General features: G+C 60.6%; 19 protein-coding genes and 1 pseudogene. 11 read left to right on the forward strand and 9 right to left on the reverse strand.

Features of this window, described 5'->3' with window-relative positions:
- Positions 1-40: 40 nt before the first annotated feature.
- Both ACIPLA_RS16295 and ACIPLA_RS16300 read right to left on the reverse strand, forming a co-directional pair.
- A complete protein-coding gene (locus ACIPLA_RS16295; protein ID WP_401174144.1) occupies positions 41-1,489 on the reverse strand; it encodes an aldehyde dehydrogenase family protein in 1,449 nt (482 codons plus the stop codon).
- Positions 1,486-3,123 carry a 5-guanidino-2-oxopentanoate decarboxylase gene (locus tag ACIPLA_RS16300; protein WP_401174147.1) on the reverse strand — a complete coding sequence of 546 codons (1,638 nt, stop codon included), beginning with the start codon at positions 3,121-3,123 and terminating at the stop codon, positions 1,486-1,488. Before ACIPLA_RS16300 ends, ACIPLA_RS16295 begins: the two co-directional genes overlap by 4 nt.
- A 159-nt stretch (positions 3,124-3,282) precedes the next feature.
- Between ACIPLA_RS16300 and ACIPLA_RS16305 the strand changes: the two genes are divergently transcribed.
- Positions 3,283-4,164: a LysR substrate-binding domain-containing protein gene (locus ACIPLA_RS16305; RefSeq protein ID WP_218397994.1), complete on the forward strand. Its 882-nt coding sequence runs from the start codon at positions 3,283-3,285 to the stop codon at positions 4,162-4,164.
- 114 nt (positions 4,165-4,278) lie between these two features.
- On the opposite strand, the gene ACIPLA_RS16310 is transcribed toward ACIPLA_RS16305, so the two are convergent.
- Together ACIPLA_RS16310 and ACIPLA_RS16315 are read right to left on the reverse strand one after the other, a co-directional pair.
- Positions 4,279-4,893 (reverse strand): NAD(P)-dependent oxidoreductase, encoded by a 615-nt coding sequence (locus ACIPLA_RS16310; RefSeq protein WP_401174151.1) that lies wholly within the window; start codon positions 4,891-4,893, stop codon positions 4,279-4,281.
- A 213-nt stretch (positions 4,894-5,106) separates the two neighbouring features.
- Positions 5,107-5,988, reverse strand: coding sequence for an MBL fold metallo-hydrolase (locus ACIPLA_RS16315; RefSeq protein WP_218397998.1), 882 nt, complete (start codon positions 5,986-5,988; stop codon positions 5,107-5,109).
- A gap of 114 nt (positions 5,989-6,102) precedes the next feature.
- On the opposite strand from ACIPLA_RS16315, the gene ACIPLA_RS16320 reads away from it, so the two are divergent.
- A complete protein-coding gene (locus ACIPLA_RS16320) occupies positions 6,103-7,008 on the forward strand; it encodes a LysR family transcriptional regulator (protein ID WP_218398000.1) in 906 nt (301 codons plus the stop codon).
- Positions 7,009-7,448: 440 nt separating this feature from the next.
- Here the strand turns inward: ACIPLA_RS16320 and ACIPLA_RS16325 are convergent, their stop codons facing one another.
- On the reverse strand, positions 7,449-8,345 hold the full coding sequence (locus tag ACIPLA_RS16325; protein WP_401174156.1) for a helix-turn-helix domain-containing protein: 897 nt from the start codon (positions 8,343-8,345) through the stop codon (positions 7,449-7,451).
- A gap of 188 nt (positions 8,346-8,533) precedes the next feature.
- On the opposite strand from ACIPLA_RS16325, the gene pobA reads away from it, so the two are divergent.
- Together pobA and ACIPLA_RS16335 are read left to right on the forward strand one after the other, a co-directional pair.
- Positions 8,534-9,718, forward strand: coding sequence for a 4-hydroxybenzoate 3-monooxygenase (gene pobA / locus ACIPLA_RS16330; RefSeq protein WP_218398037.1), 1,185 nt, complete (start codon positions 8,534-8,536; stop codon positions 9,716-9,718).
- A gap of 78 nt (positions 9,719-9,796) precedes the next feature.
- Positions 9,797-11,314 carry an MDR family MFS transporter gene (locus ACIPLA_RS16335; protein WP_218398004.1) on the forward strand — a complete coding sequence of 506 codons (1,518 nt, stop codon included), beginning with the start codon at positions 9,797-9,799 and terminating at the stop codon, positions 11,312-11,314.
- Positions 11,315-11,422: 108 nt separating this feature from the next.
- On the opposite strand, the pseudogene ACIPLA_RS16340 reads toward ACIPLA_RS16335, so the two are convergent.
- From ACIPLA_RS16340 to ACIPLA_RS16355, 4 genes and pseudogenes are all read right to left on the reverse strand, one after another.
- Positions 11,423-11,647, reverse strand: a pseudogene (locus ACIPLA_RS16340) (cache domain-containing protein); the annotation flags it as partial.
- A 333-nt stretch (positions 11,648-11,980) separates the two neighbouring features.
- Positions 11,981-12,847, reverse strand: coding sequence for an ATPase (locus tag ACIPLA_RS16345; RefSeq protein ID WP_218398006.1), 867 nt, complete (start codon positions 12,845-12,847; stop codon positions 11,981-11,983).
- A 116-nt stretch (positions 12,848-12,963) separates the two neighbouring features.
- Positions 12,964-13,956, reverse strand: a complete 993-nt coding sequence (locus ACIPLA_RS16350) for an NAD(P)-dependent oxidoreductase (RefSeq protein ID WP_218398008.1) — start codon at positions 13,954-13,956, stop codon at positions 12,964-12,966.
- An 89-nt stretch (positions 13,957-14,045) separates the two neighbouring features.
- A complete protein-coding gene (locus ACIPLA_RS16355; RefSeq protein WP_123500717.1) occupies positions 14,046-14,939 on the reverse strand; it encodes a LysR family transcriptional regulator ArgP in 894 nt (297 codons plus the stop codon).
- Between the two features lie 96 nt (positions 14,940-15,035).
- On the opposite strand from ACIPLA_RS16355, the gene ACIPLA_RS16360 reads away from it, so the two are divergent.
- The 7 genes from ACIPLA_RS16360 (at position 15,036) to ACIPLA_RS16390 (ending at position 23,734) form a co-directional block, all read left to right on the forward strand.
- Positions 15,036-15,437 carry an ACT domain-containing protein gene (locus ACIPLA_RS16360; RefSeq protein ID WP_038981899.1) on the forward strand — a complete coding sequence of 134 codons (402 nt, stop codon included), beginning with the start codon at positions 15,036-15,038 and terminating at the stop codon, positions 15,435-15,437.
- A gap of 5 nt (positions 15,438-15,442) precedes the next feature.
- Complete coding sequence (locus tag ACIPLA_RS16365) at positions 15,443-16,045, forward strand: LysE/ArgO family amino acid transporter (protein ID WP_038981898.1); 603 nt, start codon at positions 15,443-15,445, stop codon at positions 16,043-16,045.
- 176 nt (positions 16,046-16,221) lie between these two features.
- Complete coding sequence (locus ACIPLA_RS16370; RefSeq protein ID WP_401174163.1) at positions 16,222-16,818, forward strand: superoxide dismutase; 597 nt, start codon at positions 16,222-16,224, stop codon at positions 16,816-16,818.
- Positions 16,819-17,313: 495 nt separating this feature from the next.
- Complete coding sequence (locus ACIPLA_RS16375) at positions 17,314-19,362, forward strand: putative bifunctional diguanylate cyclase/phosphodiesterase (RefSeq protein ID WP_401174166.1); 2,049 nt, start codon at positions 17,314-17,316, stop codon at positions 19,360-19,362.
- A gap of 238 nt (positions 19,363-19,600) precedes the next feature.
- Entirely contained in the window at positions 19,601-20,944 is a 1,344-nt protein-coding gene (locus ACIPLA_RS16380; protein ID WP_123500723.1) for an imelysin family protein, read from the forward strand.
- Between the two features lie 270 nt (positions 20,945-21,214).
- On the forward strand, positions 21,215-22,642 hold the full coding sequence (locus ACIPLA_RS16385) for a di-heme oxidoredictase family protein (protein WP_401174169.1): 1,428 nt from the start codon (positions 21,215-21,217) through the stop codon (positions 22,640-22,642).
- 27 nt (positions 22,643-22,669) lie between these two features.
- On the forward strand, positions 22,670-23,734 hold the full coding sequence (locus ACIPLA_RS16390; protein WP_401174172.1) for an imelysin family protein: 1,065 nt from the start codon (positions 22,670-22,672) through the stop codon (positions 23,732-23,734).
- Positions 23,735-23,745 lie beyond the last annotated feature (11 nt).

Here is a 23,745-nt window from a genome sequence, read left to right on the forward strand (position 1 = left end):
ATGCCTCATCGCGAGGCATGCGCTCACCTTTTTCGTGCTGTCAGACGGCCCGAATCACGTGTTTGATTTCCTGGAAAGCCTGCAAACCCCACGGCCCCAATTCGCGACCGATGCTGCTCTGTTTGTAGCCACCCCAGGCGGTCTGCGGGAAAATCACTTGCGGCGCGTTGATCCATACAAGCCCCGCCTGCAAAGCGTTGGCGACCCGATCCGCGACCTCGTTATCGCGAGTGACCACGCTGGCCACCAGGCCAAACTGGCTGTCGTTGGCCAGGGCAATGGCCTCGGCTTCAGAGGTGAAACTGCGCACGCAGATCACCGGGCCGAAAATCTCTTCGCACCACAGCGCACTGTCGAGGGGCACGTCGATGAAAATGGTCGGCTGCAAAAAATAGCCGCGAGGTAGGTCTGCCGGACGATTACCGCCGCTGATCAGCTTTGCGCCCGCGCTCAAACCGCGATCGATGTGGCCCAGCACGCGTTGGTATTGCGCCTGATTGACCAGTGCACCCATTTCCACATTCGGGTCGAACGGGTCGGCCACGCGAATGGCTTCGGCGCGCGCCTTCAATTGCGCTACAAATTTTTCCGCCAGTTCATCGGCAACCAGCACACGGCTGGTGGCGGAACACATTTGCCCGGCGTTGAAGAAACCACCGCCACAGGCCACTTCCACGGCCAGTTCGATGTCGGCATCGGCGAGTACCAGCAGCGAAGATTTGCCGCCCAATTCCAGGCTCACACCCTTTACGGTTTCTGCCGCTCGCTGCATCACCTGCACGCCCACCGCGTTACTGCCGGTGAAGGAAATCTTGGCGATGCGCGGATCAGCCGACAGCGGTGCGCCAACCGCCAGGCCGGTGCCGCAGACCAGATTGAACACTCCGTTTGGCAGGCCCGCTTCGGCAATGATCGTCGCCAGCTCCAGCTCCGGCAGCGGCGTCACTTCCGACGGTTTAAGCACCACACAGCAACCGGCGGCCAGGGCCGGGGCGAGTTTCCAGGCGGTGGTGACCATCGGGAAATTCCACGGCACGATCAGCCCCACCACACCGCACGGTTCGCGGCGCAAACGGGCGCTGAAATCATCGCTCGGCAACGCCACGGCGCTGTCTTGCTTCGCGTCCAGGCCTTCGGCCAGCTCGGCGTAATACTCGAAGGTGGCGATCACGTCGTCGACGTCGATGGCCGCTTCGAACAGCGGTTTGCCGTTGTTGCTCGACTGCAATTTCATCAACTGCTCGCGACCGGCCTGCACGCCCGCGGCGATTCTGCGCAGGATCGCCCCGCGCTCGGCGCCGGTGGTTTTCGACCATGCTTTGAACGCATGGGTCGCGGCTGTGACGGCTTGATCGACAGCCTGTGCATCGCCACCATTAACGGTGGTCAACAGGGCTTCGGTCGCCGGGTTGATCACGCGCAAGTGTTCGTGGCCGGCGGCCCATTGGCCGTTGATGTACAGGCCATCCAAAGTAGTTGGAAAACTCATTGCGACACCGCCTTCATCCACTGGGTCTGATCGATTTCAATCAGGGTCGGGCCCTGGTGATCGGTGGCAAGGCGCAATGCATCACGCAATCCGTCAACACTGCTGACCGCCTCGGCCGCACAGCCCAGGGCCTTGGCCACTGCGATGAAATCGGGGGTGTAGATATCCACGCCCACCGGCTCGATGGCGCGGTTGACCATGTATTTCTTGATCTCTTCGTAGCCCTGGTTATTCCACAGCAGGACGATCACCGGGGTGCGTGCTTCCACCGCGCTGGCCAGTTCCGGCAGGGTGAATTGCAGGCCACCGTCGCCGATCAGGCACACCACCGGAGGGCGTGCGCCGCCTTCGATGCGGCCACCGAGCCAGGCGCCAATCGCCGCCGGCAAGGCATAACCGAGGGTGCCGTAACCGGTGGACGAGTTGAACCAGCGGCGCGGGCGCTCCGGGTTGAAGGTCAGGTTGCCGGTGTACACCGGTTGGGTCGAATCGCCGACGAATACCGCGTTCGGCAATTCATGCAAAACGGTTTCCAGGAAGCGAGTCTGGGCCAGCGTCGGGGCGTCCCAGGATGCGGCCAACTCATCGCGCAAATGCGCGGCACGCACCTGGCCCCAATCGTTGCGACGCTCGGCCAGCGACAGGTGGGACAGCGCACTCAGCAAGGCCTGAGCGGCGTTGCGCGAGTCGGCCACCAACGCGACTTTCGGCGGGTAATTACGCACGGTCTGGTCGGGGTCGATGTCCACGCGCAGCAGCACGCCGGGAATTTCGAAGCCGCCGGCGAAGGTGATGTCGTAATCGGTTTCGGCCAGTTCAGTGCCGATAGCCAGCACCACGTCGGCCTCAGCGACCAGCGCGCGAGTGGCTACCAGGCTTTGGGTCGAACCGATCAGCAGCGGGTGGCGGGATTCGAGCATGCCCTTGGCATTGATGGTCAGGGCCACCGGCGCGTCCAGCAGTTCGGCCAGCTCGGTCAATTCAGTCGCGGCATCGATGGCGCCGCCACCGGCGAGAATCAACGGGCGCTTGGCACCGGCCAGCAAGTCGGTCATGCGGCTGATCGCGCTGGGTGAAGCGCCGGCGCGGTCGATGTTCACCGGCACGCTGGCGAGCAAGTCATCGGCCTCTTCGACCAATACGTCCAACGGGATTTCGATGTGTATCGGGCGCGGACGGCCAGCCTGGAACAGCGCGAAGGCGCGGGCCAATACGCCCGGCAATTCAGCCGCCGACATCAAGGTGTGGGAGAACGCTGCCACGCCGCCGACCAGCGCGCTTTGGTTCGGCAGCTCATGCAGCTTGCCGCGACCGCCGCCCAATTGGCTGCGCGATTGCACGCTGGAAATCACCAGCATCGGGATCGAGTCGGCGTAAGCCTGACCCATGGCGGTGGTGATGTTGGTCATGCCAGGGCCGGTGATGATGAAGCACACACCCGGTTTGCCGCTGGTGCGCGCATAACCGTCGGCCATGAAACCGGCGCCCTGTTCGTGACGCGGAGTGACGTGGTTGATGCTCGAACGGGCCAGCCCGCGATACAGCTCCACGGTGTGCACCCCGGGAATGCCGAACACCTGCTCGACCCCGTAATCTTCGAGTAACTTGACCAATACTTCGCCGCACGTCGCCATGTCTTTGCCCTTTTTGTTCGTTTGAGACGCCGGGCCTGCGCAGTGTTTATGATGGGTTGGCAGGTCCAGGGATGGCCTCATTGGAACGGGCGACACGTAGCCGCAACAATGGATAAAAAGTCATACTAGCCATGTCCTCACGTCATACCTTGGATCCCAATGAAACGATTGCCTCCCCTGCCGGCGCTGTACACTTTTCTGATCACCGCGCAGTGCTGCAACTTCACCCGGGCCGCCGAACAACTGCACATCACCCAAGGCGCGGTGAGCCGGCAGATCGCCGGGCTGGAAGATCATCTGGGTTATGAGCTGTTCATTCGCCAGGCGCGAGGCTTGAGCCTGACCGCCGAAGGACGGGAATGGCTGCCACGGGTGCAGCAGATTTTCGGGCTGATCGACGAGGCGGTGGAGCAGATCGGCGAGAAGCGCGAAACCCTGCAACTGAAAGCCCCGACCTGCGTGATGCGCTGGCTGTTACCGCGCCTGTTGCAGTGGCAAAAGGAACGCCCGGATGTACCGGTGGAATTGACCACCACGGTGAAGCACGGCGTGGATTTTCATCGCGAGCAGTTCGACGCGGCGGTGATGTATGGCCCGCCGCCAGACAGTTCACTGACCTCCCAGCATTTGTTCGATGAACAACTGACGCCCGTGTGTTCCCGACCGATGCTTGAAGGGCCGATGGCTTTGCACACACCGGCCGATCTGCAACAGCACTTGTTGCTGCACCCCACCCGCGATGAACGGGACTGGAACGCCTGGCTGAAGGCTGCGGATATTCGGCTGAGCAATGTCGGCAAAGGGCAGCATTTCGAAACCCTGGACCTGGCGATGTCGATGGCGTCTCAGGGGACAGGTGTAGCGATTGGCGATTGGTCGTTGATCGGCGATGACCTGAGTGCCGGACGGCTGGTCATGCCTTTTGATTTGAAGGTGAAAACCGGGTTGGCGTATTACCTGGTGTTCCCCGAGAAACCGGCGCCTTCGCCGAAGTTGCGCGAATTGATGGGGTGGTTGGTGGAGCAGGCTCAATCGCGTTGAGCCCTTCGCGAGCAAGCCCGCTCCCACATTGAATCTCCGGTGAACACCGTACTTGTGTACGACGTAGATCAAATGTGGGAGCGGGCTTGCTCGCGAATGATTTAAGCCGCGCCATCAATACCCGACAGTAAACCGCTGGCGGGAATGCTTCGGTGTTTGCACTTCATCAAGCAGCGCAATCGCGAAGTCTGCGAAGGTGATCCAGCTGCGGCCCTGCGCACTCACCAGCAAGTCATCCTTGCCGATTCGAAACGTACCCATGCGCTCACCTTCGACAAACTCTGCCGACGGCGACAGGAAGGTCCAGTCCAGGTCCTGTTCCTGACGCAAGGTATTCAGGAACGCGGCACCGGCGCTGGCCTCGGCCTTGTATTCCTCCGGGAAGCCTTCGCTGTCGATCACCCGGCCGCCGCCCGGCAGCAACAGCGAACCGGCACCGCCGACCACCAGCAGACGCTTGACCCCGGCCTTCTTCCCCGGCTCGATGACGGCGCTGGCGGGGATGGTGGAGAAGTGCGCACCGCTGATCACCGCATCATGCCCGGCCACGGCGGCCTGCAATGCAGCAGCGTCGAGCACGTCCACGTTTTTGCTCACGACACCGGCACGCGGGGCGATTTTCGAGGTGTCGCGGGCGATGGCGGTGACGCTGTGACCGCGACGCAGGGCTTCTTCCAACAGTTGGCTACCGGCACGACCGGTGGCACCGATGATTGCGATGTTGCTCATGACGTTTCTCCAGTTGGCGTGGGTGAATCTGTATAGGTGTGACTCAGGGCTTTTTGTGGCGAGGGGGCAATTTAGACGCAGAACCTGTAGGAGCGAGGCTTGCCCGCGAAGAACGATGACGCGTAATACCTGAAAAACCGCGGTGCATTCTTCGCGGGCAAGCCTCGCTCCTACAGGGTCTGCGTCCCCCCCTCGCCTCAAAATCTCAGCGGATTACCACTTCATCTCGCCCTTGGCGACTTTGGCGCTCAGCTCGAGTGAGCTTTCTTCGCCCAGGGTCGGGTAGCGTTTTTTCATCGCGGCGATCAGTTCGGCAGCATCTTTCGCCTTGGCGGTTTCTTCGTCGAACGCCTTGATGTAATCGGCGGTGAACTGCACCGCCGCCAGAGAGCGAGCGCTCTCACCGAGGTAGTGACCTGGCACGATGGTGTTCGGCTTCAGCGCTTCAATCGCCTGCAGCGTCGTCAGCCAATCGGCATGGGATTGCGGGGTCTGGGTGTCAGCCATCCACACGTGAATGTTTTCGGCGACGACCACGCCACCGACCACAGCCTTGATCGACGGGATCCACACAAAGCTGCGATCCGGCTGCTTGCCGTCCAGGCCGATCACCTGCAATTTCTGCCCTTCCAGCATCAGGCTGTCGCCCTTGAGCACCTGCGGCACGATGGTTTTGTTCGGCACGTCAGCGCCCATTTTCGGGCCCCAGAACGCCAGTTTGCCGTCGACGGTTTTTTTGATGTGATCAACAGTCGGTTCCGAGGCCAGCACTTTGGCTTTCGGGAACGCCTGGGTCACGGTATCGAGGCCGAAGTAGTAATCCGGGTCACCGTGGCTGATGTAGATGCTGGTCAGCTGTTTGCCGCTGGCGCGGATTTTTTCCACCACCTGTTCGGCCTGGGCTTTGCCGAATTGCGCGTCCAGCAGAATCGCTTCCTTCTCGCCGCTGACCAGTACCGAGGTCACCGGGAAGATCGCATTGGTGCCTGGGTTGTAGACGTCCAGCGTCAGGGTGGACGCCGCCGCGGCATGGGCCGCGAAGCCGAGCGTGGCGGTTGCCAGAAGAATGCGTTTGATTGAAGTGAAGCCGATCATCTGTTGCTCCGTTGTCCGAATGCCATGCTTGGCGATGGGACAGAGCTTAGTTGCCTGGTTCGATACAAAAAATGCGATGCTTGAACATAGTTTGTTTCTGAAAGCGGGCAAATCATGGATCGTCTACAAGCAATGCGGGTGTTCGTTACGGTGGTGGACCTGGGCAGCCAATCGGCCGCCGCCGATCACCTGGACCTGTCACGGCCGGTGGTTTCCCGGTATCTGGCGGAGCTGGAGGATTGGGTCGGCGCGCGCCTGATGCACCGCACCACGCGCAAATTGAGCCTGACCACCGCCGGCAGCGAGATCCTGCCGCGCTGTCGGCAGATGCTCGAGTTGTCCACCGACATGCAAGCCGCCGTCAGCGAGCCGGACGACGCACCACGAGGTCTGCTGCGGATCAGCGTCAGCACCTCGTTCGGCCAGGCCCAACTGGCAGACGCCATGGCGGCTTACGTCAAACGTTACCCCGGCGTCAGCATCGATATGCAAATGCTCGACCGCACGGTGAACCTGGTGGATGAACGCATCGACCTCGCCATCCGCACCAGCAATGACCTGGACCCGAACCTGATCGCCCGGCGGCTGACGGTTTGCCGCTCGGTGATCTGCGCCTCCCCCGCGTACCTGCGCGAGCACCCGACGCCGCAACGGGTCGAGGACCTGAGCCTGCACAATTGCTTGACCCACTCCTACTTCGGCAAGAGCCTCTGGCATTTCGAACAGGACGGCGAGCCCGTCTCGGTGCCGGTGCAGGGCAACATCAGCGCCAACGAAGCCAGCACGCTGTTGCGCGCGGCGATGGCCGGGGCCGGCGTGGCGATGCTGCCCAGTTACCTGGCCGGCGTGCATATCCACAGCGGCGAACTGATCCGCCTGTTGCCCCAGGCCGAGCCCCGGCAGCTGAATATCTATGCGGTGTATGCCTCACGCAAACACATGCCGGCGGCGTTGCGCAGCATGCTGGATTTTTTGGTGCTCAGATTTCCCGAAGAACCTGAATGGGATCTAGGCCTGTAACCGGATCAATGGAGGGATTGCTTTCCCCTTCAACACACAGACCCCCTGTGGGAGCGGGCTTGCCCGCGAAAGCGGTGGATCAGTCGACATCATTGTTGAATGTCACACCGCATTCGCGAGCAAGCCCGCTCCCACAAGGGGGCATCAATGTTCTGAATATCGCGTTAAACGCGAAGGCCGCTTTGCTGGCAACTCATCACCGCTGACCTATGCTCAAAGCAGTACCGAAAGGTATTCGTTCAGAGGTCAACGCCATGAACATAAAAACAAGAAGATACCTCGCCATTTTCATCACTTGCGCGGCGACACTGGCGCTGTATGGCACAGCCGCCTGGCGTGTCGAGCAGTTGCGACAACAGCCCCGTGACTTTGCGAGCTGCAACTTCGAGCGCTGCATTCCCCACAACGCGACCCTCAACGCCCTCCGATGACGAAGGGGTTCAGGCCTCGTTGTCCTGATCGGCCTTCAAACGGTCGCGAAAGGCCTTGGGCGAAATCCCCACGCGACGCCTGAACAGGCGTGTGAAGTTGGTCGGATCGGAAAACCCCAACACGTCGGACATTTCATAAATGGTCATGCTGGTGTAGGTCAGCAAGCGCTTGGCCTCCAGCAATTGACGCTCATGCATGATCTGCAACGCCGGTTGCCCCGCCAGTTCACGGCACGTGCCGTTGAGGTGGGACACGGAAATCCCCAGCCGATGAGCCAGGTCCTCGACCTTGACGTGCTGGCGATAGGTTTCTTCCACCAGCTGAATAAAGCCGTTGAGGTATTCCCGAGCCCGCTGCGGACGCTGGGTGGCGGTTTGGCGCTGAATCACCTGGCGGCTGATCCACACCATAATCACGCTGACCAGCGAATGCATGAGCATTTCCCGCGCCGGTTGATGGCCGGTGTACTCGCTTTGCAGCGCTGAAAACAGGCTGTTGAGGTACTCGCTGTCCTTGCCCGCCGGGTAGCTTTCGGCCTGTGCCAGAGCGTTCACCGAATTGCCCAGTTGTGCTTGCAGGTGGGCGATCAGCGGCGCGGCCAGCGTGACGACGAAACCTTCGACGTCCTCGGAAAACCGATAACCATGCACCGATAACGGCGGCAGAATCAGGATGGCCGGCTCAGTCAATTGTGAGCGTTTGCCTTCGATCTCAAGCTCTGCCTGACCTTTGAAAACGAAGAGTAACTGACACAAATCGGCGTGGCGGTGGGGTTTGATTTCCCATTGATGTTCGCGGCTGCGTTTGGAAATGGTTTCACAGTGCAACAAGTCAGGGGTCGGCCAGTCCAGGCTTTCACCGTAGAGTTTGAACACCGGAATCGATGGCAGGTCAGGCTTGTTCATCACTTCAATCCAGGCCTCGAGGGTAACGGGGCGATAATCGCACCGATTGGCAGAATGTACAGGTATCGGCTCAGTTTTCCCCTTCAATTGACAGACTCGCAAGTGAAAAATGCAAGTACTCGATCCATAAAAATCATTCACCGGCCTTGGCCGTGTGGAGCTTGCGAGTCATAAAAACAATGAAAACACTGAAAACCCAAGTCGCCATCATCGGTGCCGGCCCCTCTGGCTTGCTACTCGGCCAATTGCTGCATAACGCCGGCATCGACACCTTGATCCTCGAACGCCAGACCCCGGACTACGTGCTCGGACGCATCCGCGCCGGTGTCCTCGAACAAGGCATGGTAGAGCTGTTGCGTCAGGCCGGAGTGGGTCAGCGCATGGATGCCGAAGGGCTGGTCCATACAGGCTTCGAACTGGCCCTCGACGGGCGCCGGGTACATATCGATTTGCAGGCGCTGACGGGCGGCAAAACCGTAACGATCTATGGCCAGACCGAGGTCACCCGCGACCTGATGGCCGCTCGTCGGGACGCCGGTGCACAGACGATCTACGAAGCCAGTAATGTCGTCCCTCACGGCATGAAAACCGCTGAACCCTTTGTCACCTTCGACAAGGACGGCGAAACGTATCGACTCGATTGTGACTACATCGCCGGTTGCGACGGTTTTCATGGCGTGGCGCGGCAGTCGATCCCTGCCGACAGCCTGAAGGTGTTCGAGCGGGTTTATCCGTTCGGATGGTTGGGGATTCTCGCCGACACGCCGCCGGTGCACGAAGAGTTGGTCTATGCGCGGCATGAACGTGGTTTTGCGTTGTGCAGCATGCGTTCGCCGACACGTACCCGTTACTACCTCCAGGTACCGGCCCAGGACAAAGTCGAGGATTGGTCTGACCAACGCTTCTGGGATGAGCTCAAATCCCGTCTGCCTGCCGCCCTCGCCGACACGCTGGTGACCGGCCCGTCGATCGAAAAAAGCATCGCGCCGCTGCGCAGCTTCGTGGTCGAGCCGATGCAGTACGGGCGGATGTTCCTGGTCGGCGACGCCGCCCACATCGTCCCGCCCACCGGCGCCAAGGGCCTGAACCTGGCGGCCAGCGATGTCAGTACGCTGTTCAATATTCTGCTGAAGGTTTACCGCGAAGGGCGTGTGGATTTGCTGGAGAAGTATTCCGAGGTTTGCTTGCGGCGGGTATGGAAAGCCGAGCGGTTTTCCTGGTGGATGACCTCGATGTTGCATCGCTTCGACGAGCACGACGCGTTCAGCCAGCGCATCAGCGAATCGGAGCTGGCCTATTTCGTGGACTCCGAGGCGGGCCGAAAAACCATCGCCGAAAATTACGTTGGCCTTCCATACGAGGCTATCGAATAGCCTGCTACCGACTTACACTGGCGAGCATCCCGCTCGCCTTGCCTGCTGCGGGCCCATTACTGCCCGCAGGTTTTACCCGTGACCAATCTCAACCAGCCTGAAACGCCCAAACCGGCCATTCGCAGCGTGCTGATCGCCCTGATGCTGGCGATTTTTCTGGGCGCGCTGGACCAGACCATCGTCGCTGTATCAATGCCGGCCATCTCCGCGCAGTTCAAGGATGTCAGCCTGCTGGCCTGGGTGATTTCCGGGTACATGGTGGCGATGACCGTGGCGGTGCCGATCTACGGCAAACTCGGCGACCTGTATGGGCGCCGCAAGTTGATGCTGTTCGGCATGGGGGTGTTCACCCTGGCGTCGTTGTTCTGCGGCATGGCGCAGAGCATGGAGCAACTGGTGCTGGCGCGGATTCTTCAGGGCATCGGCGCCGGCGGGATGATTTCGGTGAGCCAGGCAATCATCGGCGACATCGTTCCCCCCCGCGAACGCGGACGCTATCAGGGTTACTTCAGCAGCATGTATGCGGTGGCCAGCGTGGCCGGCCCGGTTCTCGGTGGCTACATGACCGAATACCTGTCCTGGCGCTGGGTATTTCTGATCAACCTTCCATTGGGCCTGGGTGCCTTGTGGGTGGCCCACCGTACGCTGGTGGGTTTGCCCGTGCCGCAGCGCAAGCCGATCATCGATTACTTCGGCACATTGCTGATGATCATCGGCCTGACGGCGTTGTTGCTGGGCATCACTCAGGTCGGCCAGGGCCATTCGTGGCGCAGCGCCGAAGTATCGGCCTTGCTCGGTTGTGCGGTGGTGGTGCTGGCCGTGTTTGTCTGGCATGAACAGCGGGCGCGGGAACCGTTGCTGCCGATGCACTTGTTTGCCAACCGCAGTGCGATTCTTTGCTGGTGCACGATTTTCTTCACCAGTTTCCAGGCGATTTCCTTGATCGTGCTGATGCCGCTGCGCTTCCAGAGCGTCACCGGCGCCGGGGCTGACAGCGCCGCGCTGCACCTGTTGCCGCTGGCCATGGGTTTGCCAATAGGCGCGTACTTTGCCGGACGCCAGACCTCGGTGAGCGGTCGCTATAAACCGATGATCCTGACTGGCGCCCTGCTGATGCCGTTCTCGATTCTCGGCATGGCGTTCAGTGCGCCTCAGGCGTTTGTGCTGAGCAGTCTGTTCATGTTGCTCAGTGGTATCGCCAGCGGCATGCAGTTCCCCACATCGTTGGTGGGCACGCAAAACTCAGTGGAACAACGGGACATCGGCGTCGCCACCAGCACCACCAATCTGTTCCGCTCTCTGGGCGGCGCAATGGGTGTGGCGTTAATGTCGGCGCTGCTGCTGGCGTTGTTACAGGATTCGAGTTTTGCGCACCTGGCCGGCTCGTCGCTGATGGCCGAGGGGAGTTCGGGGAATGTCTTGCTGGATGGATTGAACGCCGCGCCGGGGGATGCGCAGGACGCCTTGCGCGCAGAGCTGCTGCTGACCTTCCGGCATTTGCTGATGGTTAGCGCCGCGGTGTCGCTGCTGGGGCTGGCGGCGGCGATTGCTATGCCCAATAGAGTGTTGCGGGGGCGGGAGGACAAGGTTCGGTAGATAGACCGAGGTGCGGCCTTCGCGGGCGAGCCTCGCTCCTACAAGGGATCGTGAATTCCTGTAGGAGCGAGGCTTGCCCGCGAAGACGTCAGCCCGGACACCACCGAATCAAGGGCTGTAATACCCCACCGCCACCAGAAAATGCCCGACCTTTTTCAGGTAGGCATGCTTGTCTTCGACCTTGCCGGTCACCGGGTTTTTCCAGCGGTATTCGTATTCGCCGTCATCCTGTTTGGCCATCAGCGCCAGAATCGGCTCGCCCACCGGTTTGCCTTCCGGGTCCTTGATCTTGCCGAAGTCGGTATTGATCAGTCGCAGGTTGGTGCCATGGGCGGCGGCCTGGCTGTCAGCCTTTTCCGTCGTGGCGGCGTGAATCGGCGACAGGTACAGCAAAAACAACCCGCCCAGCAAGGCCAGCTTGTGAAGCCCCCCCATGGCGCATTCCCCCGTTCTTGTTAGTGTTTCAAGAGCGTAGACGGCTTGGGGCTATGTATGAATATTCAGGAAAACGCAGGTCTCTACCTGTAGCAGCTGGCGCAGCCTGCGTTCGGCTGCGCAGCAGTCGTGAAAACAGGCACCGAGTTGTATCAGACAAACCGCGGCGTCTGGATTACGACTACTTCGCAGCCGAACGCAGGCTGCGCCAGCTGCTACAGGTTGTGTGATCTAAGGCCGGGTGCGCAGCTGTTGCTGCAGATTCTGAATCTGCGCCTGCAGGGTGTTGATGTTGCGGGTGACCTGGCCGCGGAAGGCGTCGAACTCGGCGGTGTTGGTGCCACCTTGTGCGGCGGCCGGGCGGTTGTCCTGTTGGCTTTTGAGCACGATCATGTCTTGCTCCAGGCGCTCGATGGCGGCGCTCGGGTTGCCTTGCCTCTTCAGCGCGGTAATGTCGGCACCCAGGCTTTTGAGCTGGGCATCGATTTGGCTGCTATCGGCCGACGCGTTCTTCAACGCGGCCAGTTCGCCGCTCAAGGCTTTGACCTGGGCCTGCAACTGAGCATTGGCGGTTTGTTGTTCGGTGGCTTGCGCGGTCATTTGCGCCAGGCGCTTGTCCAGTTCGGAGGTCTGGCCGAGGACGCCTTGCTGCTGTTTGCTCTGGTCCTGAAGCTTACTTTCCAGCTGCTTGCTCTGGTCCTGGAGTTTGCCTTCAAGCTGTTTGATTTGCAGCTTCAACGCTTCACTGCCGGTGTTGACATTGGACTGACTGGCCACGACCTTGCCGGAAATGTCCTGCAAGCGCCCCGCCGCTTCCTCACTGATGCGCGCGAAACTTTCCTGGGTCGCCACCAGTTGCTGTTCCATCAGCGAGATCTGCTGAAAACTCCACCAGGCAAGGCCGGCGAAGGCAAAGAACAACGCGCCGACCAATGCCCACAAAGGGCCGGTGCTCGGGCCTTTGACCTTGACCACCGGTGCGGTGCGCGAATGCACGGAAGTGCGAGCGGTGGTCGGAAAATCATCGTCATCGAGGCTGCTGGCGCGCAGGCTCGGGACATCGTCGAAGTCGTCGTTGGCATCGTTACGCATGGGCATTAGGGTCAACCTTTGTGGAACGCGGTGATGGCTTGATGCGGCGAAGTATAACCCCCGCTGCCGCACCGGTTGACCCTGAACCCCGAACTCGGTTCAGTCAGGGCTGCCCTTGTGTGTCAGCGAATGTCCTGAACCTTCCACCAACCGCAGAACTCATCGAGGGCGGTCCAGAGGCTGACTTTCGGATCGTAGTCCAGATAATGCCGTGCGCGGCTGATGTCCAGGGTGAAGTTTTTGTTCATGACCTGCATGCCCAGCCGCGATAGCGTCGGCTCGGGACGACCGGGCCACAGCTTGCACACGCCCTCGTTGAGCGCGGCAAGGCTGTAGGCCAAACCGTAGGAACGGTAGCGGGTAACCTGTGGGACATCCATTTGGCGCATCACGTAATTGACCACATCCCACAACGGAACCGGCGCTCCGTTGCTGATGTTGTAGGCCTTGCCCAAGGCCGAACCGCTGGCCAGCAAGCTGCTGAGCAACGCTTCATTGAGGTTTTGCACGCTGGTGAAATCAACCTTGTTCAGGCCGTTGCCGATAATCGCCAACCGCCCTTTGCGCTGCATTTTCAGCAATCTCGGGAAAATGCTCATATCGCCGGCGCCCGTCACGAAACGCGGGCGCAGGGCCAGGGTTTCGAGGCCGAATTCCTGCGCGCCGAAGACTTTTTGCTCGGCCAGGTATTTGGTCGCTGCGTAGGGATGCTTGAAGCGCTTGGGCACCTGCTCTTCGGTCAACCCCAGATGATCACGGCCATCGAAGTAGATCGACGGTGACGACAAGTGCACCAGGCGCCGAACCCGCTGTTTCAGACAGGCTTCGACCACGTTCTCGGTGACTTCGACGTTGCCTTGATGAAAGTCCTGATAGCGCCCCCACAAACCCACAGCGCCGGCGCAATGGACCACGGCTTCGACGTCTGAACACAGGTCGCGCGCCAGTTGCGGGTCGCTCAAGTCGCCCTGAATGAACTCGGCGCCACGACGCACCAGATGCTCGACACTCTCGGCCCGGCGACCGTTGACCCGCACGTCCAGGCCCTGCTCCAGGGCGAAACGCGCAAAGCGCCCGCCAATGAAGCCGCTTGCGCCGGTGACCAGAATTTTCATGAATTGCTCCGAATATTTCGTTTTACGTTTTGCGCTTTGCATATTGCGTAGGGCGTAGGGCGTAGGGCGTGAGGTCTTGACGCTGCCCGTCAGTCCAACGGCACCAGCCATTGCTTCGACGAGTGCACCAATTGATCGGTTAGTAACCCCAACAGCTGACCGCCGTTGCGCCAATGATGCCAGTACAGCGGCACATCGATCGGCTTATCTGGCAAAAGCTCCTGCAATTGGCCGCGTTCCAGTTGCTCGCGCACCTGCAATTCAGGCACCAGGCCCCAGCCAAGCCCCGCTTCCGTAAGACGAAGAAACCCTTCGGACGATGGGCATAAATGGTGTTCGAAACCGCCGTCCACACCGAGGGAGGCGAGGTAGCGATGCTGTAGGAAATCATCCGGGCCAAACACCAGGGCCGGGGTTTTGGCCAACTGGTCGGCGCGCACACCTTCGGGAAAATGCCGGGCAATGAACGCCGGGCTCGCCATCGCACGGTAACGCATAGCCCCCAACAGAACGCTGCGCGCGCCGGCCACCGGCCGCTCACTTGCACAGACACACCCCGCCACTTCGCCTGCGCGCATGCGTTTAAGGCCGACGGTCTGGTCTTCCACCACCAAATCGAGCAGCAAATGTTGTTCCGCACAAAAGTCGCCCACCGCCTCTGCCCACCAAGTGGCAAGGCTGTCGGCATTCAGCGCGATACGCAGGCGTTCCGGCAGGCCTTCTTCGTCCAGCGCCGGGACCAACGTTTGTAGATCCCGCTCAAGCAATCGCACTTGCTGCACATGGTTGAGCAAGCGCCGGCCAATCTCCGTCGGCGCCGGGGGTGTGACCCGCACCAGCACCGGTTGGCCAACCCGTGCCTCCAGCAGTTTGATCCGCTGGGAGATCGCCGATTGGGACAAACCCAATACCTGCGCGGCGCGTTCGAATCCGGCCTGCTCGATGACGGCGGCGAGCGCGGAAAGTAATTTGTAGTCGAACATCAGTTTTCCTAATGGGCGATCAGCACTATTGGTTTTTCTTATACAGCCTTCAACCGGAGAATGGCCAGCAAGAACTCTTGAGAAAGGATCACCGACATGGCTGGCGAAACGTCATTGGCAACCCTGCTGCGCAGCATGAGCCCGCAACTCAACGATGGCGAATACGTGTTCTGCACGTTGCGCGACGGCAAGTTGCCCGCCGGGCTTGAGATTGTCGGCAGCTTTCGAGAACGGGAAGGCCTGACGGTGATTCTGGAACGTTCCCACGCTGAAAAGGCCGGTTTCAGCTTCGATTATGTCGCCGCCTGGATCACCTTGAACGTGCACTCGGCCCTCGAAGCCGTCGGCCTGACTGCCGCATTCGCCACGGCGCTGGGCCAGGCCGGCATCAGTTGCAACGTGATCGCCGGGTATTACCACGATCATTTGTTCGTCGGCCAGGCCGATGCCGAACGCGCCCTGCAGGTACTGCGGGATCTGGCGTCCAACGCGGAGTAAAACGTATGTGGCAAAGCTATGTGAACGGCCTGTTGGTGGCCGCGGGGCTGATCATGGCGATCGGCACCCAGAATGCATTCGTGTTGGCGCAGAGCCTTCGGCGTGAACATCACCTGCCGGTGGCTGCACTCTGTGTGACCTGCGATGCGCTGCTGGTGGCCGCCGGGGTGTTCGGGCTGGCGACGGTGCTGGCGCAAAACCCGACCCTGCTTGCCATCGCCCGTTGGGGTGGCGCGGCGTTTTTGCTGTGGTATGGCAGCCTGGCGTTGCGTAGGGCGTGCTCGAAACAAAGCCTGCAACAGGGTGAAAATCAGACGGTACGCTCACTGCGGGCGGTGCTGCTCAGTGCGTTGGCGGTGACGTTGCTCAACCCGCACGTTTATCTGGACACCGTGTTGCTGATCGGCTCCCTCGGCGCTCAACAAACCGAACCCGGTGCTTATGTGGTGGGCGCGGCCAGTGCGTCATTGCTGTGGTTTTTCACTTTAGCCCTTGGCGCGGCATGGCTGGCGCCGTGGCTGGCAAGGCCAAGCACCTGGCGAATCCTCGACCTGCTGGTCGCCGTCATGATGTTCACCGTAGCGTTCCAGTTAATCATCGCTTCATGATTTATTCCAAAAGGCTCTGGAACCTCTATTCCACACAGTTGTTGCGTGGTTATGCCGCCCCCCCGGTGCTATGATCCGATCCCTGCGCCGCAAAGAGTACAAACTCCCCGGCGCATGTCTGGCCGCCCGTGATCGGCCTTGCGCTCACCGCAACTGACCTGATTAGGAGAATCATCATGGCTTTCGAATTGCCGCCGCTGCCTTACGCACACGATGCCCTGCAGCCGCACATTTCAGAGGAAACTCTGCAGTATCACCACGACAAGCACCACAACACCTATGTCGTGAACCTGAACAACCTGGTGCCAGGCACCGAGTTCGAAGGCAAGACCCTGGAAGAAATCGTCAAGACTTCCTCGGGCGGTATCTTCAACAACGCCGCTCAGGTCTGGAACCACACGTTCTACTGGAACTGCCTGGCGCCAAACGCCGGCGGTCAACCAACCGGCGCGCTGGCTGATGCCATCAACGCAGCGTTCGGTTCGTTCGACAAGTTCAAGGAAGAGTTCAGCAAAACCTCCATCGGCACCTTCGGTTCCGGTTGGGGCTGGCTGGTGAAAAAGGCTGACGGTTCCCTGGCCCTGGCCAGCACCATCGGCGCCGCCAACCCGCTGACCAGCGGCGACACCCCGCTGCTGACCTGCGACGTCTGGGAACACGCTTACTACATCGACTACCGCAACCTTCGTCCGAAGTACGTCGAAGCGTTCTGGAACCTGGTCAACTGGAAGTTCGTGGCTGAGCAGTTCGAAGGCAAAACCTTCACCGCTTAAGCTTCGCGCCAGTCAAAAAACCCGGCTTTTGCCGGGTTTTTTTATGGGCTGGGGAAATGGGTACATTCCTCCAGCCGCCTTCGCGGGCAAGCCTCGCTCCTACAGGGGGCATTGAATCTGGGAACGTCGATGATCCTGTAGGAGCGAGGCTTGCCCGCGAAGAACGATAACGCGGTCCATTCCATTTCATAATGGGATTGGCGAGGCTTCCATTAAAAATCAGGTCGCTTTCCCACAACGCGAGTGGCATTCGCCCTCTTGCCCTCACATCACAGCCGTCTAACATCAACCACAAGGAAAAATTGTCCCGCGCCCCTCAAGTTGAGGGCCTCAACAACCGACACAGTGCTAATAGGGCAAATACTCCAAACAACAGCCTATCGGCCAAGCTACCGGCAAAATCCCCTGGGTTGGATTGTCCCTTTGACTGACCTCACGGGATTGCCAATACTCATGGCAACTTGACGCTACCCGCACGGAACAAGGAATACCCCTTTGAAGCTGGAACTCAAGAACAGCTTGTCGGTGAAGTTGCTCCGGGTCGTGCTCCTGTCGGCATTGATCGTCGGCGTGGTCTTGAGCTGCGCGCAGATCGTTTTCGATGCCTACAAAACACGTCAGGCCGTAGCCAGCGATGCCCAGCGCATCCTCGATATGTTCCGTGACCCTTCGACCCAGGCCGTCTACAGCCTGGACCGGGAAATGGGCATGCAGGTGATCGAAGGCCTGTTTCAGGACGACGCCGTGCGCATGGCCTCCATCGGCCACCCTCACGAAGCCATGCTCGCGCAAAAAACCCGTGAATTGCAGCACTCCAACAGCCGCTGGCTGACCGATCTGATCCTCGGCCAGGAACGCACCTTCACCACCCAACTGGTGGGCCGCGGGCCATACAGCGAGTATTACGGCGACCTGAGCATTACCCTCGACACCGCCACCTACGGCAAGGGCTTCATTGTCAGTTCCGTGATCATCTTCATCTCTGGCGTATTGCGCGCCATGGCCATGGCCCTGGTGCTGTATCTGGTCTATCACTGGCTGCTGACCAAACCGCTGTCGCGGATTATCGAACACCTGACCGAAATCAACCCGGACCGGCCCAGCGCCCACAAGATTCCCCAGCTCAAGGGGCATGAGAGAAACGAGTTGGGCGTCTGGATCAACACCGCCAACCAGTTGCTCGAATCCATCGAGCGCAACACCCACCTGCGCCACGAAGCGGAAAACAGCCTGCTGCGCATGGCCCAGTACGACTTCCTCACCGGTTTGCCGAACCGCCAGCAATTGCAGCAGCAACTGGACAAGATCCTCGTCGACGCCGGTAAATTGCAGCGTCGGGTCGCGGTGCTGTGTGTCGGGCTCGATGATTTCAAAGGCATCAACGAACAGTTCAGCTATCAGACCGGCGACCAACTGCTGCTGGCCCTGGCCGATCGCCTGCGGGCTCACAGCGGTCGCCTCGGCGCCCTCGCCCGTTTGGGTGGCGATCAGTTTGCACTGGTCCAGGCCGACATCGAACAACCCTATGAAGCGGCCGAACTGGCCCAAAGCATTCTTGATGATCTGGAAGCGGCGTTCGCCCTCGATCATCAGGAAATCCGTCTGCGCGCCACCATTGGCATCACCCTGTTCCCCGAGGACGGTGACAGCACCGAGAAGTTGCTGCAAAAAGCCGAGCAGACCATGACCCTGGCCAAGACTCGCTCGCGCAACCGCTATCAGTTCTATATCGCCAGCGTCGACACGGAAATGCGGCGGCGTCGCGAGCTGGAAAAAGACTTGCGCGATGCCTTGATCCGCGACCAGTTCTACTTGGTCTACCAGCCGCAGATCAGCTACCGCGATCATCGCGTGGTGGGCGTCGAGGCGTTGATTCGCTGGCAACATCCCGAACACGGGCTAGTGCCGCCGGACCTGTTCATTCCGTTGGCCGAGCAGAACGGCACCATCATCGCTATCGGCGAATGGGTGCTGGATCAGGCCTGCAAACAATTGCGCGAATGGCACGATCAGGGTTTCGACCTGCGCATGGCGGTGAACCTGTCCACCGTGCAATTGCACCACGCCGAGTTGCCGCGGGTGGTCAATAACCTGCTGCAGATGTACCGCCTGCCACCGCGCAGCCTGGAACTGGAAGTCACCGAAACCGGCCTGATGGAAGACATCAGCACCGCCGCCCAGCACTTGTTGAGCCTGCGTCGCTCCGGCGCACTGATCGCCATCGACGACTTCGGCACCGGTTATTCATCACTGAGTTATCTGAAAAGCCTGCCGCTGGACAAGATCAAGATCGACAAGAGCTTCGTTCAGGACCTGCTCGATGACGACGACGATGCGACCATCGTTCGGGCCATCATCCAGCTGGGCAAGAGCCTGGGCATGCAGGTGATTGCCGAAGGCGTGGAAACCGCCGAGCAAGAGGCCTACATCATCTCCGAAGGCTGCCACGAAGGTCAGGGCTATCACTACAGCAAACCGCTGCCGGCACGGGAATTGAGCGCCTACCTCAAGCAAGCCCAACGCAGTAACGCGGCTATCTTGTAAGTTCTTCTTTATAGCGAAAAGATCGCAGTCTTCGGCAGCTCCTACGTGGACCGCGTTCCTCTGTAGGAGCTGTCGAGTGAAACGAGGCTGCGATCTTTTAATGCGCCCCACATCTTTGCGTGAATAAGAAATATTTACAGGAACAACCCTTTACACAGAATGCGAAAGATTTGCATTATGTCGCAGTTTTGCGCGCCCTCTACGCGCGTCCATCAATCACCGAAGCAGGATGTTCGCCATGATTCGTATGCCTCTGGCCACCGCCAGTCTGCTGGCCATCGCTATTTCCCTCGCCGGTTGCGGCGAAGGCAAAGACAAGGCTGCCGCTCCACAAGCGCCGACCCCGGCCGCCAGCACCGCTGCCCCGGCTGCGCCTGCCGCTACCGGTAAAGTCGATGAAGCCGCCGCCAAGGCTGTGGTCGCGCACTACGCCGACATCGTCTTCGCCGTTTACAGCGATGCCGAATCCACCGCGAAAACCCTGCAAACCGCCGTCGACGCGTTCCTGGCCAAGCCAAACGCCGACACCCTGAAAGCCGCCAAGGCTGCCTGGGTTGCGGCCCGCGTGCCTTACCTGCAGAGCGAAGTGTTCCGCTTCGGCAACACCATCATCGACGACTGGGAAGGTCAGGTGAACGCCTGGCCACTGGACGAAGGCCTGATCGACTACGTCGACAAATCCTACGAACACGCACTGGGTAACCCGGGCGCCACCGCCAACATCATCGCCAACACTAAAGTTCAGGTCGGCGAAGACAAGGTCGACGTGAAAGACATCACCCCGGAAAAACTCGCCAGCCTGAACGAGCTGGGCGGTTCCGAGGCCAACGTCGCCACCGGCTACCACGCCATCGAATTCCTGCTCTGGGGCCAGGACCTGAACGGCACCGGCCCTGGCGCCGGCAACCGTCCGGCTACCGACTACCTGGAAGGCAAAGGCGCTACCGGCGGTCACAATGATCGTCGTCGCGCTTACCTGAAATCCGTGACCCAATTGCTGGTCAACGACCTGCAAGAAATGGTCGGTAACTGGAAGCCGAACGTGGCCGACAACTACCGCGCCACCCTGGAAGCGGAACCGGCTGAAACCGGCCTGCGCAAAATGCTGTTCGGCATGGGCAGCCTGTCCTTGGGCGAACTGGCGGGCGAGCGCATGAAGGTTTCCCTGGAAGCCAACTCCCCGGAAGACGAACAGGATTGCTTCAGCGACAACACCCACAACTCGCACTTCTACGACGCCAAAGGCGTGCGTAACGTGTACCTGGGCGAATACACCCGCGTCGATGGCAGCAAAATGACCGGCGCCAGCCTGTCGTCGCTGGTCGCCAAAGCCGACCCGGCAGCCGACACCGCCCTGAAAGCCGACCTGGCTACCACCGAAGCCAAGCTTCAGGTCATGGTCGATCACGCCAACAAGGGTGAGCACTACGACCAACTGATCGCTGCCGGTAACACTGCTGGCAACCAGATCGTGCGTGACGCCATCGCCTCGCTGGTCAAGCAGACCGGTTCGATCGAAGCGGCCGCCGGCAAACTGGGCATCAGCGACCTGAACCCGGACAACGCTGATCACGAGTTCTGATCAACGCTGGCTACAAAGGCGACCTTCGGGTCGCCTTTTTTGTTAGCCCAGACGCAGATCAAAATGTGGGAGCGGGCTTGCTCGCGAAGAGGGAGTATCAGTCGACGTCAATGTTGCCTGATACACCGCCTTCGCGAGCAAGCCCGCTCCCACATTGGATTGCGCTGAGAGTTATTGCCCCACATCAACCAAACGATAATTCCTCTTATTCAAACTCTCCTGCCCTGTTAGACTTTGCGCCCTTGTTTTGCTCGTCTTGCAGGATGTCCGATGCCCTCGCTGCCTCTTCGCTTGTCCGCTCTGTTGCTGGCCCTGGGCCTGAGTGCCTGCGATGACGCCCCGCGTTTCACCCAGGCCGAACCCGGTGAAGCCCGCTCCGGCGGCAGCGCAACGGTGCGCAAGACCGATCAGAACGCATTCTCCCTGCCGTCCGCCAATCTGCCGCCGTCACGGCGCGTCGATTTCAGCGTCGGCAACAGTTTCTTTCGCAGCCCTTGGGTGATCGCGCCGTCGACCACCACCGCCCGCGATGGCCTTGGCCCGTTGTTCAATACCAACGCCTGCCAGAACTGCCACATCAAGGACGGGCGCGGTCACCCGCCCGCGCCCGATGCACCGAATGCGGTGTCGATGCTGGTGCGTCTGTCGATCCCTGATGCGCCGGCTTATGCCAAAGTCATCGAACAACTGGGTGTGGTTCCGGAGCCGGTCTACGGCGGGCAGTTCCAGGACATGTCGGTGCCCGGCGTCGTTCCGGAAGGCAAGGTGCGCGTCGATTACACAGCGGTCCCGGTGCGGTTCAAGGACGGCAGCGAAATCGAGTTGCGTAAGCCGACCCTGCAGATCACGCAACTCGGCTACGGCCCGATGCACCCCGACACGCGTTTCTCGGCGCGCATCGCACCGCCGATGATTGGCCTGGGCTTGCTTGAGGCGATTCCCGACGAGGCCATCCTGGCTAACGCCGAGGCCCAGGCTCGGGAGAAGAACGGCATCGCCGGACGACCGAACCGGGTCTGGGACGACGCGCAACAGAAAACCGTCCTCGGGCGATTTGGCTGGAAGGCCGGGCAACCGAACCTCAATCAACAAAACGTTCACGCGTTCTCTGGTGATATGGGCCTTACCACCAGCCTGAGACCCATTGATGACTGCACCGACGCGCAAACCGCTTGCAAGCAGGCGCCCAACGGCAATGGCCCGGATGGCGAGCCGGAAGTCAGCGATAACATCCTGCGTCTGGTGCTGTTCTACAGCCGTAACCTCGCGGTACCGGCCCGTCGCGATGTCGGCGCGCCGCAAGTGCTGGCCGGCAAGAATCTGTTTTTCCAGGCGGGATGCCAGTCCTGCCACACCCCGAAATACACCACCGCCGCCAACGCCGCGGAACCTGAATTGGCCAATCAAGTGATTCGCCCTTACAGCGACCTGCTGCTGCATGACATGGGCGACGGCCTGGCCGACAACCGCACCGAGTTCCAGGCCAGCGGCCGCGACTGGCGCACCCCGCCGTTGTGGGGCATAGGCCTGACACAAGCGGTCAGCGGCCACAGCCAATTTTTGCATGACGGTCGCGCCCGCAACCTGCTCGAAGCCGTGCTCTGGCATGGCGGCGAGGCACAGGCGGCGCAGCAACAGGTTTTGTCTTTCAATGCCGAGCAGCGCGCTGCATTGCTGGCGTTTTTGAATTCCCTTTAATACGTTTTCCTTCAGCGGGAGCCCGACATGTTCCGTCCCAAATTGTTGTTCACCAGCCTTGCCGCCCTCGCCTTGGGCGCCTGTTCGCCTCAGGACCCGCAAGCGGTCACGTCAGCGGCCATCGCCAAGCAAGTGATCCTGCCAACCTACAGCCGCTGGGTCGAAGCCGACCGTCAATTGGCGGTCAGCGCCCTGGCGTTCTGCCAAGGCAAGGAAAACCTCGAAACCGCCCGCGCCGACTTCCTGCACGCGCAGAAAGCCTGGGCCGAGTTGCAACCGCTGCTGATCGGGCCGCTGGCCGAGGGCAACCGTTCCTGGCAGGTGCAGTTCTGGCCGGACAAAAAGAACCTCGTGGGCCGTCAGGTCGAGCAACTGGTCACCGCGCAGCCACAGATCGATGCCGCCGCCCTGACCAAGTCCAGCGTTGTGGTTCAGGGGCTCTCGGCCTATGAATACATCCTGTTCGACAGCAAGATCGACATGGCCGACAGCGCTCAGAAAGCCAAATACTGCCCGCTGTTGACTGCCATTGGCGAACGTCAGAAGCAACTGGCCGAAGAGATCCTTTCGCGCTGGAACACCAACGACGGCATGCTCGCGCAGATGAGCAAATTCCCGAACCAGCGCTACGCCGACTCCCACGAGGCGATCGCCGATCTGCTGCGCGTGCAGGTCACCGCACTGGACACCCTGAAGAAAAAACTCGGCACGCCGATGGGTCGCCAGAGCAAGGGCACGCCACAGCCGTTCCAGGCCGATGCCTGGCGCAGCCAATCGTCGCTGAAAAGCCTGGAAGCGAGCCTGAGTGCGGCGCAAACCGTTTGGGTCGGTGTCGACAACAAAGGCCTTCGCGGTCTGTTGCCGAGCGAGCAGAAACCCTTGGCCGACAAGATCGACGCGGCCTACGCAGCGTCCCTGAAACTGTTCGCCAGCAACCAGCGCTCGCTCACCGACATGCTCACCGACGATGCCGGGCGCCAGCAGCTCAACGCCATCTACGACAGCCTCAACGTTGTCCATCGCCTGCACGAAGGCGAACTGGCCAAGGCGCTGGGCATCCAACTGGGCTTCAACGCCAACGACGGTGACTGATGAGGGCAAGT

The sequence above is a fragment of the Pseudomonas sp. NPDC086112 genome (assembly GCF_044746425.1).
Taxonomy (GTDB): Bacteria; Pseudomonadota; Gammaproteobacteria; order Pseudomonadales; family Pseudomonadaceae; genus Aquipseudomonas.

Bases quoted from the DNA above. Each gene is read 5' to 3' on its own strand.
- ACIPLA_RS16345 (WP_218398006.1), bottom strand. From the start codon at position 12,847: ATGCCCATGCGTAACGATGCCAACGACGACTTCGACGATGTCCCGAGC.
- ACIPLA_RS16315 (WP_218397998.1), bottom strand. From the start codon at position 5,988: ATGATCGGCTTCACTTCAATCAAACGCATTCTTCTGGCAACCGCCACG.
- ACIPLA_RS16325 (WP_401174156.1), bottom strand. From the start codon at position 8,345: ATGAACAAGCCTGACCTGCCATCGATTCCGGTGTTCAAACTCTACGGT.
- ACIPLA_RS16390 (WP_401174172.1), top strand. From the start codon at position 22,670: ATGTTCCGTCCCAAATTGTTGTTCACCAGCCTTGCCGCCCTCGCCTTG.
- ACIPLA_RS16360 (WP_038981899.1), top strand. From the start codon at position 15,036: ATGGCTGGCGAAACGTCATTGGCAACCCTGCTGCGCAGCATGAGCCCG.
- ACIPLA_RS16370 (WP_401174163.1), top strand. From the start codon at position 16,222: ATGGCTTTCGAATTGCCGCCGCTGCCTTACGCACACGATGCCCTGCAG.
- ACIPLA_RS16305 (WP_218397994.1), top strand. From the start codon at position 3,283: ATGAAACGATTGCCTCCCCTGCCGGCGCTGTACACTTTTCTGATCACC.
- ACIPLA_RS16365 (WP_038981898.1), top strand. From the start codon at position 15,443: ATGTGGCAAAGCTATGTGAACGGCCTGTTGGTGGCCGCGGGGCTGATC.
- ACIPLA_RS16350 (WP_218398008.1), bottom strand. From the start codon at position 13,956: ATGAAAATTCTGGTCACCGGCGCAAGCGGCTTCATTGGCGGGCGCTTT.
- ACIPLA_RS16385 (WP_401174169.1), top strand. From the start codon at position 21,215: ATGCCCTCGCTGCCTCTTCGCTTGTCCGCTCTGTTGCTGGCCCTGGGC.
- ACIPLA_RS16295 (WP_401174144.1), bottom strand. From the start codon at position 1,489: ATGAGTTTTCCAACTACTTTGGATGGCCTGTACATCAACGGCCAATGG.
- ACIPLA_RS16310 (WP_401174151.1), bottom strand. From the start codon at position 4,893: ATGAGCAACATCGCAATCATCGGTGCCACCGGTCGTGCCGGTAGCCAA.
- ACIPLA_RS16355 (WP_123500717.1), bottom strand. From the start codon at position 14,939: ATGTTCGACTACAAATTACTTTCCGCGCTCGCCGCCGTCATCGAGCAG.
- ACIPLA_RS16320 (WP_218398000.1), top strand. From the start codon at position 6,103: ATGGATCGTCTACAAGCAATGCGGGTGTTCGTTACGGTGGTGGACCTG.
- ACIPLA_RS16300 (WP_401174147.1), bottom strand. From the start codon at position 3,123: ATGGCGACGTGCGGCGAAGTATTGGTCAAGTTACTCGAAGATTACGGG.
- ACIPLA_RS16380 (WP_123500723.1), top strand. From the start codon at position 19,601: ATGATTCGTATGCCTCTGGCCACCGCCAGTCTGCTGGCCATCGCTATT.